This window comes from Ignavibacteriales bacterium, assembly GCA_026390595.1.
Lineage (GTDB): Bacteria > Bacteroidota > Ignavibacteria > UBA10030 > UBA10030 > UBA9647.
Genome location: JAPLFQ010000020.1, coordinates 258,401 through 274,067 on the forward strand (window position 1 = coordinate 258,401; position 15,667 = coordinate 274,067).

Annotated in this window: 11 protein-coding genes; 1 reads left to right on the forward strand and 10 read right to left on the reverse strand. The window is 54.8% G+C overall.

Annotated features, from left to right (window positions below; all coding sequences use genetic code 11):
* Positions 1-4: 4 nt before the first annotated feature.
* From lpxB to gatB, 7 genes are all read right to left on the reverse strand, one after another.
* Entirely contained in the window at positions 5-1,126 is a 1,122-nt protein-coding gene (gene lpxB, locus NTU47_09215) for a lipid-A-disaccharide synthase (protein MCX6133976.1), read from the reverse strand.
* A 3-nt stretch (positions 1,127-1,129) separates the two neighbouring features.
* The gene (locus NTU47_09220; protein ID MCX6133977.1) at positions 1,130-1,711 is read right to left on the reverse strand and encodes an isoprenylcysteine carboxylmethyltransferase family protein; all 582 of its coding nucleotides are present in this window, start codon (positions 1,709-1,711) and stop codon (positions 1,130-1,132) included.
* Between the two features lie 168 nt (positions 1,712-1,879).
* Positions 1,880-2,596 carry an MtnX-like HAD-IB family phosphatase gene (locus NTU47_09225; GenBank protein MCX6133978.1) on the reverse strand — a complete coding sequence of 239 codons (717 nt, stop codon included), beginning with the start codon at positions 2,594-2,596 and terminating at the stop codon, positions 1,880-1,882.
* Positions 2,597-2,610: 14 nt separating this feature from the next.
* Positions 2,611-6,159, reverse strand: coding sequence for a chromosome segregation protein SMC (gene smc, locus NTU47_09230; GenBank protein MCX6133979.1), 3,549 nt, complete (start codon positions 6,157-6,159; stop codon positions 2,611-2,613).
* Complete coding sequence (locus tag NTU47_09235; protein ID MCX6133980.1) at positions 6,159-8,648, reverse strand: hypothetical protein; 2,490 nt, start codon at positions 8,646-8,648, stop codon at positions 6,159-6,161. Before NTU47_09235 ends, smc begins: the two co-directional genes overlap by 1 nt.
* 519 nt (positions 8,649-9,167) lie before the next feature.
* A complete protein-coding gene (tpiA, locus tag NTU47_09240) occupies positions 9,168-9,929 on the reverse strand; it encodes a triose-phosphate isomerase (protein ID MCX6133981.1) in 762 nt (253 codons plus the stop codon).
* A gap of 270 nt (positions 9,930-10,199) precedes the next feature.
* Positions 10,200-11,669, reverse strand: coding sequence for an Asp-tRNA(Asn)/Glu-tRNA(Gln) amidotransferase subunit GatB (gene gatB / locus NTU47_09245; protein MCX6133982.1), 1,470 nt, complete (start codon positions 11,667-11,669; stop codon positions 10,200-10,202).
* A 144-nt stretch (positions 11,670-11,813) separates the two neighbouring features.
* On the opposite strand from gatB, the gene NTU47_09250 reads away from it, so the two are divergent.
* Complete coding sequence (locus NTU47_09250; GenBank protein MCX6133983.1) at positions 11,814-12,212, forward strand: four helix bundle protein; 399 nt, start codon at positions 11,814-11,816, stop codon at positions 12,210-12,212.
* Between the two features lie 30 nt (positions 12,213-12,242).
* On the opposite strand, the gene sucC is transcribed toward NTU47_09250, so the two are convergent.
* The 3 genes from sucC to pruA form a co-directional block, all read right to left on the reverse strand.
* On the reverse strand, positions 12,243-13,406 hold the full coding sequence (gene sucC, locus NTU47_09255; GenBank protein MCX6133984.1) for an ADP-forming succinate--CoA ligase subunit beta: 1,164 nt from the start codon (positions 13,404-13,406) through the stop codon (positions 12,243-12,245).
* A gap of 16 nt (positions 13,407-13,422) precedes the next feature.
* On the reverse strand, positions 13,423-13,944 hold the full coding sequence (locus NTU47_09260) for a hypothetical protein (GenBank protein ID MCX6133985.1): 522 nt from the start codon (positions 13,942-13,944) through the stop codon (positions 13,423-13,425).
* 164 nt (positions 13,945-14,108) lie between these two features.
* Positions 14,109-15,665, reverse strand: a complete 1,557-nt coding sequence (pruA, locus tag NTU47_09265; protein ID MCX6133986.1) for an L-glutamate gamma-semialdehyde dehydrogenase — start codon at positions 15,663-15,665, stop codon at positions 14,109-14,111.
* Positions 15,666-15,667: the final 2 nt, after the last annotated feature.

Below are 15,667 nucleotides of genomic sequence, written 5' to 3' on the forward strand. Positions count from 1 at the left end.
TCACTCAAACCATTTGCAGGATTCGTTGCGCAACCCGTGAGGATGCGCCGATCTCACCCAGCTTTCCCCGCACAGTCGAGAGATCCTTTCGCATCGCCGAGAGCTGATCCGAATTGCGCAACAATGCCAGAACTTCGCGTTCAATCGTTGAAGCACGTGCCCGGCCCTGAATAAACTCCGGAACGATTTGTTTCCCGGCCACGATGTTCACAAGTCCGATGTTCCGAACCTGTATCAGAAGCCGGCCGATGAGATACGTCGGCCATGAGGTCTTGTACACGACGACCATCGGAGTTCCGAACAATGCCGTCTCGAGTGTGGCGGTTCCCGAGGTCACAAGCGCAAAATCAGAATTCTGCATCACGTCGTACGACGCATTCTTCACAAGACGAACACCCTCAAGATTGAACAAGGTCCGGAAGTAATTCTCCTGAAGCGTCGGCGCGACTGCCACAACAATCTCCATGTTTTCATCCCGGGCGATCGAGCGGGCGGCCTTGAGCATCTCCGGGAAGATCATTTCGATTTCCTGTTTCCGGCTTCCGGGAAGCAGCGCAAGTACCTTCTTCCCGTCCGCGAGTTCGTACTTGTTGCCAAACTCCGCGCGGTCGAGATCAGACTTGAGAACTTCAAGCAGCGGGTGGCCGACAAACTCCGCATCGATTCCATCCTTGTGGTAGAAATCGACCTCGAACGGAAAGATCACGAGCATCTTGTCGACAATCCCGACCATCTTCTTTACCCGGGAGCGATGCCATGCCCATACCTGCGGGCTGACATAATAGACGACTCTGGACCCGCTTCGTTTCGCAGATTTCGCGAATCGCAAGTTGAATCCGGGATAATCGATCAATAACACTACATCAGGCTTCTTGAGGCGAAGAACCGTTTCCAGAGCCTTCTTCATGGAACGGATCACGGGAAGATGCTTGATCACCTCTGCAAAACCCATGAAACCGAGTTCATTCACATGATAGATGAGCCGCATTCCCTCCTGCTTCATCCGGTCGCCGCCCACACCGAAAATCTCAATGCCGGGATTCGCCTTCCTGAGCTCCCTGACAACACCAGATCCGTGAAGGTCTCCGGACGCCTCTCCCGCTATGATCATCACGCTCCGAACCACACGCTACCTCCAGGTCCAGATCAAGAGAAGAAGGATCATGACCAACACAATCGCTTGGAATGTTCGCCGCTCCGAACGCACGGCTTCCTGCCAGCTTGGTTTCTGCTCTTCCTGACGAGGATGCACATAGGGCCGGATGCGCGGCAGGAACCGCGGGACATTCTTCTTGAACTCGAGGTATCCTTCAGCAAATTCCTTTTCCAGGAACTCTTCTTCAAGCGAGACTATCAGGGAATACTGAACCGAGAAATATACAAGCGCCGTAAGGACAAGCCACGGTGCGATGGCATCCGACATAACGCCCACACCGACATACATAAGGATATTACCAATGTAAAGCGGATTGCGGACGTACGAGTACGGTCCGGCGATCACCACCTCAGGAGCTCCAACACTGCCGGTCACGCGGGTCAGACTGCCCGCATACGCGACTCCCCAAAACCGTATCGACTCGCCGAGAAGCGTCAGGACGCAACCGACTGCAAGCGTGGTTACGGTCGGGCGGGCGAACAACACCATCGCAAACAGAAATGGGAAGGGGGTGTAGCTTCGGTACTGGAACAATGTTTGACGTATGTCTGACAACGTGATCGTCCTCTCAGATTCTTTGGGGACACATTCAATCTTCTCGACCTACCTGCCCGCCGAAGTCGAGGCTACCATTTCTCTCATTTATGTATTCATCGCCGATCTGCCGGCCCGCCGAAGCCCGAAGGACGCAGCCGGGAAGATCGGGGCACCATCGAACATCGGTCAACCCTGGGCGAAAACGTCTCTTCTCGCCATCTCAGCTTCCCGTCGTTTTCGGATCCGCTTCTGCTGGAGAATCGTTTCAAGCCGACGGCGGACGTCGTCAAAGGTGTTGAATTCGTGATACGAGATATTCTGTTCCTGGCAGTAGCGAATCAATCTGCCCTTGGCAAAAACAATATCAGCAAACCGAACGGGGCACCGATCGGAGATACCGTCGCCGATATACACGATGATGTCGTCGTCCCCCGAAAGCGTAAGCAGATGATTGCGCTTGCAGTTCCCGCACGTGAGGCACTCGGCATCCGTATGGGGAAACGAGGGGACCAGTTTCGTCACCCCGCCGTGATCCACGAGGTCGAGGTGGTTGGAAAAGTACGGCAGATCCCCCAGGCCGTGCTTCCGCAACAGGCGATCAACGTAAAAATCGAGACCATCACTCAGGACTACGACAGGTATATTCCGGTGCCTGCAGAACTCAACAAATACTTCAAACGCGGGGTCGAGCGAAAACTGGTTCACGAACTGTTCCAGTTCGCCAAGCGGTGCGTCCTCGACGGCGCCACACTCCTGCGTCAGGCATTCCCGCGCTGAAATCGTCCCATCCAGCAGATGCAGAACAATCTCATCCGCTTTCGATCCGGCAAATCTCCGAAACAGCTGGCTCCCTACATCTTCCAGCGCGATTGTTCCGTCGAAATCGCTAAACACTCTGAGCATCGTTTCTCCGTCTCCTAGCTGCTCGGAACCGTCTCGTTGAATCGGACGGACACAAGCTTGGAGACTCCCTCCTCCTCCATCGTCACACCGTACATTGCATTGGTCGCTTCCATCGTCCGCTTGTTGTGCGTGACCACGATAAACTGCGTGTTGTCAGAAAACTTGCGGAGGATGCGCGTGAAGCGGTCAATGTTCGAGTCATCGAGCGGTGCATCAACTTCGTCGAGGATGCAGAACGGACTCGGCTTGACGAGGTAGATGGCGAACAACAGAGCGATCGCCGTTAGAGTTTTCTCGCCGCCAGATAACAGGTCGATCGATGTCGGACGCTTGCCACGCGGCTTGGCAATGATTTCGATCTTCGCCTCGAGAGGATCGACGTCTTCTTCCAGCCGGAGGTCGCACTCATCGCCCTCGTCAAACAATCCCTTGAACGTGGTGATGAAGTTATCCCGGATCTTGGTGAATGTGTCGACGAACTGACGCTGCGCGGTGGCGTTGATCTCCTCGATCGTCGTCATGAGCGTTTGCTCGGATTCGGTCAGGTCCTTCCGCTGGGCATTCACAAAATCCAGACGCTCTTTTTCGCTCTTGTATTCATCAAACGCAGCGAAGTTCACCGGGCCGAGGGCCCGGATTTTCTCTTTGAGGGTTCGTACTTCTTCCCTGGCGACATGGAAGTCGAACGTCTCGTTGTCTTCAAAAGCCTGCAACTCGAGCTCGAGATCGAATTCTTCTTTCGCCCGAACCTTGAGATTCTCGGCCTTCATGGTCAGTTCCTGGATCTTGATCTCCAGATCGTGCGCCGCCTTGAGAGAACCCTCGTGGCGCAGGCGCTCGTCCTTCAGCTTCAGATCGATTTCGTGCACCTGACCGCGCTTGGTGGCAACCTCTTTCTCCATCCCCTTCTTCTTCTCGCTCAGGGATGTCAATTCCACCCGGAATGCGGCCAGCGCGTCTTCGGTCTCCGCCATCTCATTCGTCAGTTGCTCTATTTCTTCACGAGCGGCAAGAATTTCGGCTGTGCGCTGGTCGAATGTCGCCGCTATCGATTGGAGTGTCGACGCGGCGTGGTCGATATCCTGCTGAACACTTCGTTCCTCGGCCTTCAGGGAGAGAACGGCAACGTTGGCTTCATTTGCGATCCGGCTGTATTCGTTCCAGAGAGATTCCATCGTTTCGAGCTCGCTTGCCGCGGCTCCCGTGAGACGCTCTGCCTCGGTCTTGTCCTGCTCGAGGCGTTCGATGGACGGCGCCAGAGAGTTCAGCTCGTTCCCGAGAAGCTCAATTTCCTGCTGCAGCTTCTGTGTTTCGACCTTGTTCCGCTCGATGATCTCCACCGCGCGTTTCTTCTCAAATTCGAGCTGGGCAATCCGGATTTCGACGGTGGTCATTTCCTGTTCGAGGGATTTTGCCTCTTCCGTCAACCGCTTCACGTCGATTCTGCCGAGCTCGTCGTTCGTATTCTCGACTTCCTTCAGCAATCGTTCCCGCTGCTGTTCAAGACCACGGATTTCTTCACCCATTTCCTCAAGCTGGGAGCGCCCGCCAATGTGTCCCCCCTCATCCTGGCGAACACTGCCGCCGCGCAACACACCCTTGTTGGTCACGATCTCGCCTTCGAGCGTCACGCACCGAATCCCCTTCTCCCTCCCGACAAGCTGTCGCGCAACTTCGACGTCAGAGACGATGAGCGTGTCATCCAGCAAGACGCGATACACATCCCTGAACCGGTCCTCCGTGTGAATCAGCCCTCCCGCCCAACCGATCACACCCTCATCGGTGTGCAACGGCCGGTGGTCCATCAGCCTTGGGAGCCGATCCAGACAGATAAATGTCGCTTTTCCTTTCTGGTTCTTCTTGAGGTACTCAATTGCGCCGTAGGCATGCTCGATGTTCGAGACGATGACATAGCCCGAGGCGTCACCCAGCGCGGACTCGATCGCGATACGATAACGCGGATCAACCGATGCTGCTTCACCGACAGTTGTCTGGACAATCGACTTCCAATCGCCGCTCGTGATCAGGTAACGGGCTCCCTCAGAGTAGCCGTCGAAGTTCTCGACCAGTCCTTTGAGGAAGTCCATCTTCGCCTGCTTCCGGTCGATGATGCTCCGCATCTCGAAGTCGCGGTTTCGGAGAGATTCGAGTTCTTTTTGGAGCTCGATCTTGCGCTCTTCCTTCTGATGGACGCGCACCTCGGCCTCAGCATGCTTCCGGCGCAGTTCACGGTCTTCTGTAGTGAGATGAACAACCAGCTCCGAGTTCTTGGCAATTTCCTCTCGCGAAAGCTGATTTTCCTCAGCCGTATAGTCGATGCGGCCGCGCAGGTTCTCCATCCTCGCTCGCACCTGCCCCTCGCGGTTCCTCAGCTCGGACATCTCGTGGAGAAGAGCCATGACGCGTTCGCGATAAGCCTTCATCTCCGCCTTCTTCTCGTTCAGCTGCCGCTCGAACCCGTCGAGTTCTTCTTTTTTCAACCTGTATGTTTCTTCCGCCGCAGCCGATTTTCCGCGCACTTCGCCGAGCTTCAGGGCTAGCTCATCCTGTCTGCGCGCAAGTTCTTCCTCCTGCTGGCGCAACTGGACTTTCTCCTTCTCATACCGTTCGATGTTCACGGCAAGCGAACGGCGGCGTTCGCTGGAAGTCGCGATGGATTGTTCGGACTGGTGGACCTTCACCTGTTGTTCGGAGAATGCCGTCTGCAGCTCCGACATCCGGTCTTCCAGCTCATCCATTTCGCTTCGGAGGACGTCGAGAAGGGTCTCTTCCTGTGAGAGCTCGATGTGAATCTTCGACTTCTCGGTGACTGCCCTATTCAGTTGTTCCTGGAGCGGAGAGATCTTGGTGACGACGCTTGCGTAGTCTCTCGCGAGGAGGTTTGTTTCGAGGGTGTGAACGGTCTTCGCGTACTCGTTGTAGCGTTCCGCCTTGTGCGCCTGCCGTTCGAGGGAGTTGACCGCTTTCTGAACTTCCCGCACGATATCGCTCACGCGCGTGAGATCGTGCTGCACCGCTTCCAGCCTGCGGTATGCTTCTTTTCTCCGGTGTTTGTATTTCGTGACGCCTGCCGCCTCTTCAAACAGCCTGCGACGCTCGTCTGCATTGTCGCTCAGAATTGTCTCAACCATCTTGAGCTCGATGACGGAGTACGCATCCGAGCCCATGCCGGTGTCCATAAAGAGGTCGCGGATATCCTTCAGCCGGCAAAGGGTCTTGTTGAGATAGTATTCGCTTTCTCCCGAGCGGTACACGCGCCGGGTAACCACCACTTCAGTGTATTCCGACGGAAGGATCCCTTTGGTGTTCTCGATCGTGAGGGATACTTCGGCAATGCTGAGAGGCTTCCGGTTCTTCGTGCCGTTGAAAATGACGTCTTCCATCTTGTCGCTTCGCAGCATCGTCGGTCTCTGTTCCCCCAGAGCCCATCGTATGGCGTCCACGACATTGGTTTTCCCGCAGCCGTTCGGCCCGACAATCGCCGTCAGACCCGAGTCAAAAGACAGATTGATCTTCTGGGCGAAGGACTTGAATCCAAAGACTTCAAGTTTGGATAGGTACATTAACTGACGCTCCGGCCAATGTGAAAGAAGAATTCGATATACGCCGAGAGAGCAAATGTCGTCTCATAGTACACAAAGACTCCTCCGAGGACCACCAGAACCAAGAGGATTCCGCCGGTATACGCTTTGAGCCGGGTTATGTCGTAGATGACTGAAACCCCCTTCAGAACTCTGAGGAACGACCAGATGAGGAATATAGCAACGAGAGAGAATGCAGGAATGACGTTGAAGTCGGTCTGGAGCAGCTTGAAATACGCCATCGCAACAGGGCTGAGCAGGACGAGCGGGAGTGATCCCCACACTGCAACGGCGAAGGCGTGATACCAATAGACCTTTCGCTTGACCAGGAACGCGAATACGCGGATGCAGGCCGCCGCAATCGGATACCACGCGAGCAGCACGAGAGAGAAGATGAGGATTCCCGTGAACGGATGCCACGTCGCCCCGATCAGCTTCTCCTTCAAACCATCCCACACCACAACCATGGTCAGCAGTTGATCTGCAAGCGTCTCCGTTCGGTACCTGTAGAGGATGCCGGATAGGATGACCCCCAGGGTCACTGCGACACCAGCGGCGAGTGCGATCGTTTGAGGAATAGAGACCGTATGCACATCGCGCAGGTCGGCATAGAAGTTGTACGAGCGGATAAGGGACCGCTTGAATGTCTCGTTGAACCTTCGATTGTAGTGATACAGGTATGCAATCACAAAGATGACAATGAAGCCCCACGCAATGTGAGCGACCGGGAATGACGCACGGTAGCGGCCAATGGGAAGCGCAACAACCTTCTCGCCATTGTAGAGGAGCTTCACCATATCAAACGACGCCCGCTTCTCCCGGGAGGAGCTCAGAAGTCCGACGGGATGGACGTAACGATCACCGGAGCCAATCGCCATCAGCGGCCGATCCCCCCGCCAATCGGCGAACGCATCGATGAACGAGCCGGCGATTCCCGATTCCTTGATCGTCGCGATGGCCTTCTTGAAGTACTCGGCCTGCGCCTCTTGAGACATCGGATCACTCCAGCCGTTGCGGTTCTCAGGTTCGACGGTTTTTCCATAGGAGAGCAGAACCACCGGACGTCCGGAGTGTATCCCCTTCCAAGTCAGTAGAGAGCTCTTCAGGGACCCCGGGGCATCTGCATTGAATCGCACCGCAGCGATGTCCACCTTACCCGAGCACTGATCGCTGGCGAACACGGACGACCCGAAGTACACCGGACGGCTATCCAGCCTCCGCGCAGCGGCGGCGACTCTCTCGACAAATGCGCAGGTGCGAGGGTCCGCAGAATCGAACCCGTCACCGATTCCCCAGGCAACCACCGATGGGCGATGCTGGTCGCGATCGATGACCTCGGCGATCGCTGATTCCGCGAGCACCTTGAATTGTTCCTGGCCAAGGATCTCTCCAGGGACACACAAGGCCGGAATCTCGACGAACGCCATCAGACCGTACCGGTCACACAGGCTCAGGACGTACGGGTGCGGTGGATGGAATGCGAACCGGACAGCATTCGCGCCCAGCGTCTTGATGAGAGCGACGTCCTTTTCCATTTGTTCATACGACAACGATGCTCCAACACGCGGTGCGGATTCGTGCCACACTATCCCGCGCAACATAACCGGCTTTCCATTCAGGTTGAATCCACGATCGTCAAGGACAAAACTCCGGAACCCCGTGGAGCGTTCGAATTCATCAATCAGTTTTGCCTGTTTCCCCTGCTGCAAGAACAATTTCGCGCGGACGATGTACAGATCCGGCGTCTCCGGGCTCCATGGCCTGGGTGACTTGAGGGATACGACAGCACTCACTTCGAAATCGCGGTTCGGAGGAACGTTGACCGACTGCGGAACCGATTGGCCAACCACGGCTCCCGTCGCTTTGTCGACGACTTCCACCGCGAAACTCGGCTGTGCTGATCTGATAAGCGCGCTCAAGGTATCATCGGACGCGCCGGACAGCTTGCTGTTCAAGACGCCCGTGACTTTCAACGTCCCCTGCGTGAGTTCCGTGTTGAGTTCAGCGCGGATGTTCAGGCGATCGATCCACAATTTCGGTGTCACGAGCAGATAAATATCGCGCAGGATTCCGCCGTAGGTACGCCATCCCCAAATCTGTTGCCTAAGCGGAAGCGTGGACCTCGCGCTGAGATTGTTGTTGACGACGATCTTGATGGCATTCTCGCTTCCCAGCTGCAAAGCGCTCTCAGGCAGGTCGATGTCGACGGTGGTGTAACCTCCCACGTGCCTTCCCACGAAGGCATCATTAAGATAGATCTCCGCATCGTGATTGATCCCGAACGCAACGAGGTGTATGGCCGAGGATGCAAGGGTAGTTTGGTCGAGCGTGAACTTCTTGACGAGGGTGATTCGCCCCTTGTAGTCGAAGGAAGCAGGTATCCTCACCTCATTCCAGTTCTCGTTGTCAATGGAATAGGTCCAGGCGCCTGCGAGGTCGATTTTACGCCTCGATTGATTGTCTACATGCAAACTCGCGTCCGAGCCAACGAGGGTCGGCTGACCGTTTTCGTAAATGGTGACCTGGCTAAACGCGGATGTGCCTGTAGAAAGGCAGAGAAAAGCGATGACTAAGGGGAGAATCGCTTTAAAACTTTGAGTTTTTCTGGTCAATTCTCTTATGAGAGCAATTGGGGAAAAGACGGGACGGATGGTGGAGCGCACCCGTGAAACATTGCCCAGAATATAATACAAAAATGGCCGGAAATCAACGAAAATCATCGCATTTGCACATTTGGGAATATGCCTAAATGCTAGAATTTCAACGTTTTCCAGCCATCAATTGAAGAGCAGGCCACAGAATACGTGGAACAGATACGTCGGCAACAGGACTTCCGGTTTTCCCACGAGTTCAAGGTGAAATTCTGCCCGATTCAGCTCAGAGTAGCTGGATTCGGGGCACCAGGTTTCGGGGACTCATTCGGAACAGCACGCTTCTGCGCTTGAAGAGTTTTCTGATTCAAACGGAACAGTATGGTGAAGCACTGACGTTCACCTCGCAGCAGCTTTGATAATGCCGGCGAACGAATCAGCTTTCAAGCATGCACCTCCAACGAGCGCGCCATCCACGTTTGGCTGCCAGAGAAGCTCTGGTGCATTCTCCGGCTTCACACTTCCACCATACTGGATGATGACTTTTTCCGAAGTCAACTTCGAGTACAATTCTGACAGCAAGTTCCGTATGAGTGCGTGAACTTCCTCGGCCTGTTGCGGTGTGGCATTTCTGCCTGTGCCAATTGCCCAGACAGGTTCGTATGCGAGGATGAGATTTTCAACCTGAGCAGCCGGAATACCCTCGAGCACACCGCGGACCTGCGCAGTGACAACCTGAGCCGTGATGTTTTTTTCTCTCTGCTCGAGTGTCTCACCGAAGCAGATAATCGGAATCAGGCCGGAGTCGATCGCCTTTTTTGCCTTTTTGTTGATGAAGGCATCGCTCTCCTGAAAATACTGTCTTCGCTCAGAGTGTCCGAGGATGACGTACGTGCATCCGACGGTTTTCAACATACCCGGCGCAATTTCTCCAGTGAAGGCACCTTCGTTCTCGTGATACATGTTCTGTGCACCGAGTTCCATCGGTGATCCCTGGATCAGGCGATGAGCGAGTTCGAGGGACGTGAAGGGCGGGCAGATGATCACCTTCACTCCTTTCAAATCAAAGCTCAATGACTGCTTGAGCCCAAGAATGAGTTCTTCAGTCTGAGGAACATCTTTATTCATTTTCCAGTTGCCGGCGATAGTCTTCGTACGCATAAGAGGCTCAGTTTAGTGGAGTAATGGAGTATTGTTCACTTGGTCATCAAATAAAAAGAGAAGCACACACACCCCTGAATCCCCTCTCGCCTCCCTGCGATCCAGCCCACAGAGGGGACGTCAATTCATGAGTTTGGGACGTGGAGCTTCGGATGGTTCAGTCTCCTGTCGTACAGGGAGTTTGAGTTGCGAGAGGGGAGCAGAGAAGGGGGGTGAACTCGACTTTGCTCGTACACATCTCCCGGTCACTTCTTGGCCCGTTCCACTCTCCTACTTCTTCATCCCTTCCAGTTTCTTCCTCAGGAGTTCGTTCACAATTTTCGGATTCCCTTTTCCTTTTGTCGCCTTCATCGATTCACCGACGAGGAAGCCGAACAATTGCGTCTTCCCGCCCAAGAACTCAGCGACCTGACCGGCGTTTGTCACAAGGACCTGGTCAACGATACCTTCGAGAGCGGCAGTGTCGCTCACCTGCAGCAGCCCTTTCCTTTCGACGATCACCCGCGGCGACTCCTTCGTCTTCAAGATCTCTTCAAAGACATCCTTCGCGATCTTGCCGCTGATCGTACCGTCAACAATCATGTTGATCATCTCGGCGAGGTGCGCGGGCGTAACGGGAAATTCTGCCAGGAGGACATTCCCGGAGTTCACAACCCGCAAGACATCCCCCATCGTCCAGTTGCTGGCGAGTTTGTAGTTTTCCTCGTTCTTTGTTTTCAGGTTCGTTATTACCCCTTCGAAGTAATCTGCCAGCGGTTTTTCCGCCGTCAGGAGATCAGCATCGTACTTCGGGATCTTGTAGTCTGCGACGAAGCGATCCCGCCGCGCCGTCGGATCTTCCGGAAGTGTAGCGGACATGTTCTCAATCCATTCTTTGGTGACAATAACCGGGATAAGGTCCGGGTCAGGAAAATACCTGTAATCGTGGGCTTCTTCTTTCGAGCGCATTGGGACAGCAATCCCCTTCCCTGAATCCCAGAGAAGTGTCTCCTGCACAACTCTCTCGCCGCTTTCAATCAATTCAATTTGTCTGCCGATCTCAAATTCCACTGCCTTCTCCACGAAGCGGAACGAGTTCATGTTCTTCACTTCGGTTTTGGTGCCGAGCTTTGTCTCTCCCTTCAATCGTACCGAGACGTTTGCGTCGCAGCGAAGGCTCCCCTCCTCCATATTGCCGTCACAGATGCCAAGGTACGTCACGAGCTGGCGGATCTTGATCAGATAGAGATAGGCTTCATGCGGGGATCGGATGTCCGGCTCGCTCACGATTTCGATAAGCGGGACCCCGCATCGGTTCACGTCGACCAGCGTGTCCACGTCAACATCATGGATGGATTTGCCTGCGTCTTCCTCCATATGGATGCGCGTGAGTCCGATGCTCTTACGCGCTCCGTCCTCAAGCTCGATTTCGACAACACCACCCGAGCAAATAGGCTCTTCGTACTGAGAAATCTGGTATCCCTTGGGGAGATCGGGATAGAAGTAGTTCTTGCGGGCAAAAATGGAGCGAGGAGCTATGGAACAGCGCGTTGCGAGCCCCATACGAATGATGAAATCGACATGGCTCCGGTTTAAAACCGGCAGAACACCAGGCATGCCGAGGCACACGGGACAGACGTTCGAATTCGGCTCGGCGCCGAAATTGGTCGAACAGCTGCAAAACGCTTTGGAGTGCGTCAGCATCTGAGCGTGCACTTCGAGTCCGATGACGGGCTCGTATGTGGGATTCCAGGGGCTCAATTCGTCAATCGAAATTCGCTAATCGGATGTTGATTTTCATCTTGCCTCCGGAGTGTCAATCATTTTCCCTTCCGGTCACAGTTGTCCTGCATTACATTTGAGGAGAGACACTCTATCCGTCAACTTTTAGCCTGAGGTCAGCAAATGAATCAAAGAGCCATCGATCTCGAAGCACGGCTCATCCAATTCGCAGTCCGCGTAATTGCGATAGCCGAGTCATTACCGGTCACGAAAGCGGGGAATCACCTCGCCAACCAGTTGGTGCGTTCCGGAACATCTCCCGCTCTGAACTATGGCGAGGCACAAGACGCGGAGTCGAAAGCTGACTTCATCCACAAACTCAAAATCGTTACCAAAGAGTTGCGCGAAACGCGAGTATCACTTCAGATCGTCGAACTCATGGCTTCTGCCGATTCGACGGACAACCTGCGCAAATCGTCAGACGAGTGTAACCAACTAATCTCTATTTTTGTGAAGAGTATCCGGACCTCGCGCGGCGACGGCCGATACCCCGCAACTTCTTCTTTGACGATTAGCGATTGACGAGTTCCGAATCACGAAGTTTGTTACTGCTCACGCCGCTATCGCCTTTGTCACTTTTTCGGCAGCGTCCTTCAGAGTGTCGGCGACGAGGAAACTCAGCCCCGAGGACTTCAGGATGTCCGCGGCGAGTTCCGCATTTGTGCCGGCCAGACGGATAACAATGGGAACGCTCACGTGAACGTTCTTCGCAGCCTGCACAACGCCATTCGCGACGCGATCGCAACGGACGATACCGCCGAAGATGTTGATCAGCACTGCCTTCACATTTGGATCCTTGAGAATGATGCGGAAGCCGGCTTCCACAGTCTCCGCACTTGCGCCACCACCGACATCAAGGAAATTCGCAGGCATGCCGCCTGCAAGTTTGATGATGTCCATGGTCCCCATCGCAAGACCGGCGCCGTTGACCATACAGCCGACATTGCCATCGAGCTTGATATAGTTGAGATTCGACTTTGACGCTTCAATCTCAAGAGGGTCTTCTTCTTCGAGATCGCGCATCGCAACGATTTCCGGATGACGGTACAAAGCATTGTCATCGAAACTCATTTTCGCGTCGAGGGCGATGACGCTCCCCTCCGTTGTGATGACAAGGGGATTGATCTCTGCCAACGATGCGTCGGAAGATTCGTACGCCTTGTAGAGAGCCAGAAGAAACTTCACTCCGTTCTTGAAGGCATCGCCCGTCAAACCCAGTCCAAAGCACAATCGGCGCGCCTGGTGTGCCTGCAGTCCGAGCGACGGATACACATACTCCTTGAGTATTTTCTCCGGAGTTTCGGCCGCGACCTTTTCAATCTCAACTCCCCCTTCCGTCGAAACCATAACCACGTTTTGCGACCTGCCGCGATCGAGCGTAATGCCGACATACATTTCCCTGGCAATGTTCATACCCTGTTCGATCAACAGCCGCCTGACGATTCGCCCTTCCGGACCCGTTTGATGGGTCACAAGCCGCATTCCGAGAATCTCCGACGCGCGGTCCCGCACTTCATCAATACTCCTGGCCAGTTTGACACCGCCCCCTTTGCCGCGACCGCCGGCATGAATTTGAGCCTTTACGACCCATACCGGTCCTCCAATCGTCTCCGCAGCGCGGGCAGCCTCCTCAACGGTGAAAGCCACCTTTCCGATAGGAACCGGGACGCCGAATTTCTTGAGGATCTCTTTCCCCTGGTACTCATGAATTTTCATGACTTCTCCTTGGTCTCTATTGACTGGTATCCGATACTTGTTCCCGGGCATCGGCTTCGCCCGATTTCCATTCCTTCATTGCTTCCTCCGCGCGGAGGTATTCGGGGATTGGGACAAACACTTTTGCCGGCTTGTTGAGGTTACTGCGTGAGACCGAGGAATCTCCCCCGCCATCCCAAACGCCTCCGATCGTCATAAAGTTCTGAACGAGCACTTTGAACCCGTTCGACTCCAGCAGAGACTTCACAAGCTCGCTCTCGTTGATGTCGGTTGACTGGAACGCCCGTGCCCAATCCTGCTGGACCTCGACGGTCTGATGGTCAAGACAAACATTGCGCCCGTAGACTACCTTTCCACACTCACCGCAGACGAGCTTTCGGCAGATGATGCAAATGCCCTTGGCGAGGGTTGCCGGATGTGTGTCACATTTCTCCGCTGCCGCCCCGTCAAAGAGAACGCCACAATGCGGGCAGAACTCGCTGTCGGCAGTAACCTCTTCGCTGCACGAACTGCAGTTGACATATTCAGAAGAGCCCATTGGTCCCTCCGCTCCGTTAGGAATCATTGGTCACCGGAACTCAAGTTTAAACGGGAAACCCTGCCTGCGGCCGGCGATCAACACTGCCTGGATACCCGCTCAAGACTGACGGAGATGACATCGTCATTTTCTTGGCGAGGGTCGTGCGACGGCCTCTGCGTTTCCTATTTCACTTTTTCTGCAATCGATTTGGCCTGCATCATCAGGAGCAAATAATCCCTGCCGCCAGCTTTCGAGTCCGTCCCCGACATGTTGAATCCACCGAACGGATGCACGCCGACCATGGCTCCCGTGATCTTGCGATTGATGTAGAAGTTTCCGACGTGGAAGACCTTCTTCGCCTTTTCTATCTTCTTCCGGTTCTTCGTCCACACGCCGCCGGTCAGACCGAATTCAGTATTGTTCGCAATCTCAAGGGCGTGATCGAAATCCTTCGCCTTGATGATTGCCAGAACGGGACCGAAAATTTCTTCCTGTGAAATCGTGGCTTTCGGGCCGACGTCAGCGATCACCGTTGCCGGCACAAAGTACCCATCTCCCGGAGCCTGCGCACCGCCCGCAATCAGCCGCCCGCCTTCCTGAATCCCCTTCTCAATATATGCGAGGATCTTCCTCTTGGAACTCTCGTTGATCACCGGCCCCATGTAGTTGCCCTGGTCATCCGAGGGTCCGACCTTCAACTTTGAAGCTTTCTCTTTCACGAGCCCGACGAACTTGTCGTACACCTTCTCGACGACAATTGCGCGCGACGCCGCAGAACATTTTTGCCCCTGGAAACCGAATGCAGACGCGATGGACGCCTGCGCTGCCGCTTCAAGGTCCGTCTGGTCATCCACAACGATAGAGTCTTTGCCCCCCATTTCGGCAACGACCCTCTTCAGCCATTTCTGACCGGGCTGCACTTTCGCCGCGAGTTCGTTGATGTGGATCCCGACTTCCTTGGAACCTGTAAACGACACGAACCGGGTCTTCGGATGCGCAACGATCGCATCACCGAAGGAACCCCCGGGCCCGGTGACAAAATTAATGACCCCCGCCGGGACACCAACCTCGCGCATCAGTGCGAAGTACATCCAGCCGGTCATCGGTGAGTCGCTTGACGGTTTCAGGACGATCGTATTTCCCGTGACGATTGCCGCAGAGGACATACCGGCGAGAATCGCCAGCGCGAAGTTCCACGGAGGGATGATCACGCCTGCACCGAGCGGTATGTACACGAGTTCGTTCTTCTCGCCCGGCATCTTCGTCAGCGGCTGTTTTCCCGCAAAACGCATCATCTCTCGTGCGTAGAAATCCATGAAGTCAATCGCCTCGGCCGTGTCAGCGTCCGCTTCCGGCCAGGTCTTTCCGACTTCGTACACCATCACGGCGCTGAATTCGTGCTTTCGTTTCCGCATGAGCTTCGCTGCTTTGAAGAGATAGTCGGCCCTCTTCTTCGGCTCGACCCATTTCCACTCTTCAAATTTCGCGGCGGCGGTCTCGACGGCCTTGTCCGCCAGGCGAGCATCCGCTTTCTGGAACGTACCGATCACTTCCGCCGGGCGGGACGGATTCGTGGAGTTAAACTTGTTTTCCGTCTGGATCTCTTCGCCCCCGATGACGATCGGGTATTCCCTGCCGAGCATCTTCTTCACTTTGGCGAGCGCTCGTTCCATAGCCTTCCGGTTTGCAGGCTTGGTGAAATCGGTCAGAGGTTCGTTCTTGAACGTTGAAATTGCCATAC

What these genes read in the sequence shown, in the direction of transcription:
- smc (MCX6133979.1), bottom strand. Translation starts at nt 6,159, where the DNA reads ATGTACCTATCCAAACTTGAAGTCTTTGGATTCAAGTCCTTCGCCCAG.
- tpiA (MCX6133981.1), bottom strand. Translation starts at nt 9,929, where the DNA reads ATGCGTACGAAGACTATCGCCGGCAACTGGAAAATGAATAAAGATGTT.
- pruA (MCX6133986.1), bottom strand. Translation starts at nt 15,665, where the DNA reads ATGGCAATTTCAACGTTCAAGAACGAACCTCTGACCGATTTCACCAAG.
- NTU47_09225 (MCX6133978.1), bottom strand. Translation starts at nt 2,596, where the DNA reads ATGCTCAGAGTGTTTAGCGATTTCGACGGAACAATCGCGCTGGAAGAT.
- NTU47_09260 (MCX6133985.1), bottom strand. Translation starts at nt 13,944, where the DNA reads ATGGGCTCTTCTGAATATGTCAACTGCAGTTCGTGCAGCGAAGAGGTT.
- sucC (MCX6133984.1), bottom strand. Translation starts at nt 13,406, where the DNA reads ATGAAAATTCATGAGTACCAGGGGAAAGAGATCCTCAAGAAATTCGGC.
- NTU47_09250 (MCX6133983.1), top strand. Translation starts at nt 11,814, where the DNA reads ATGAATCAAAGAGCCATCGATCTCGAAGCACGGCTCATCCAATTCGCA.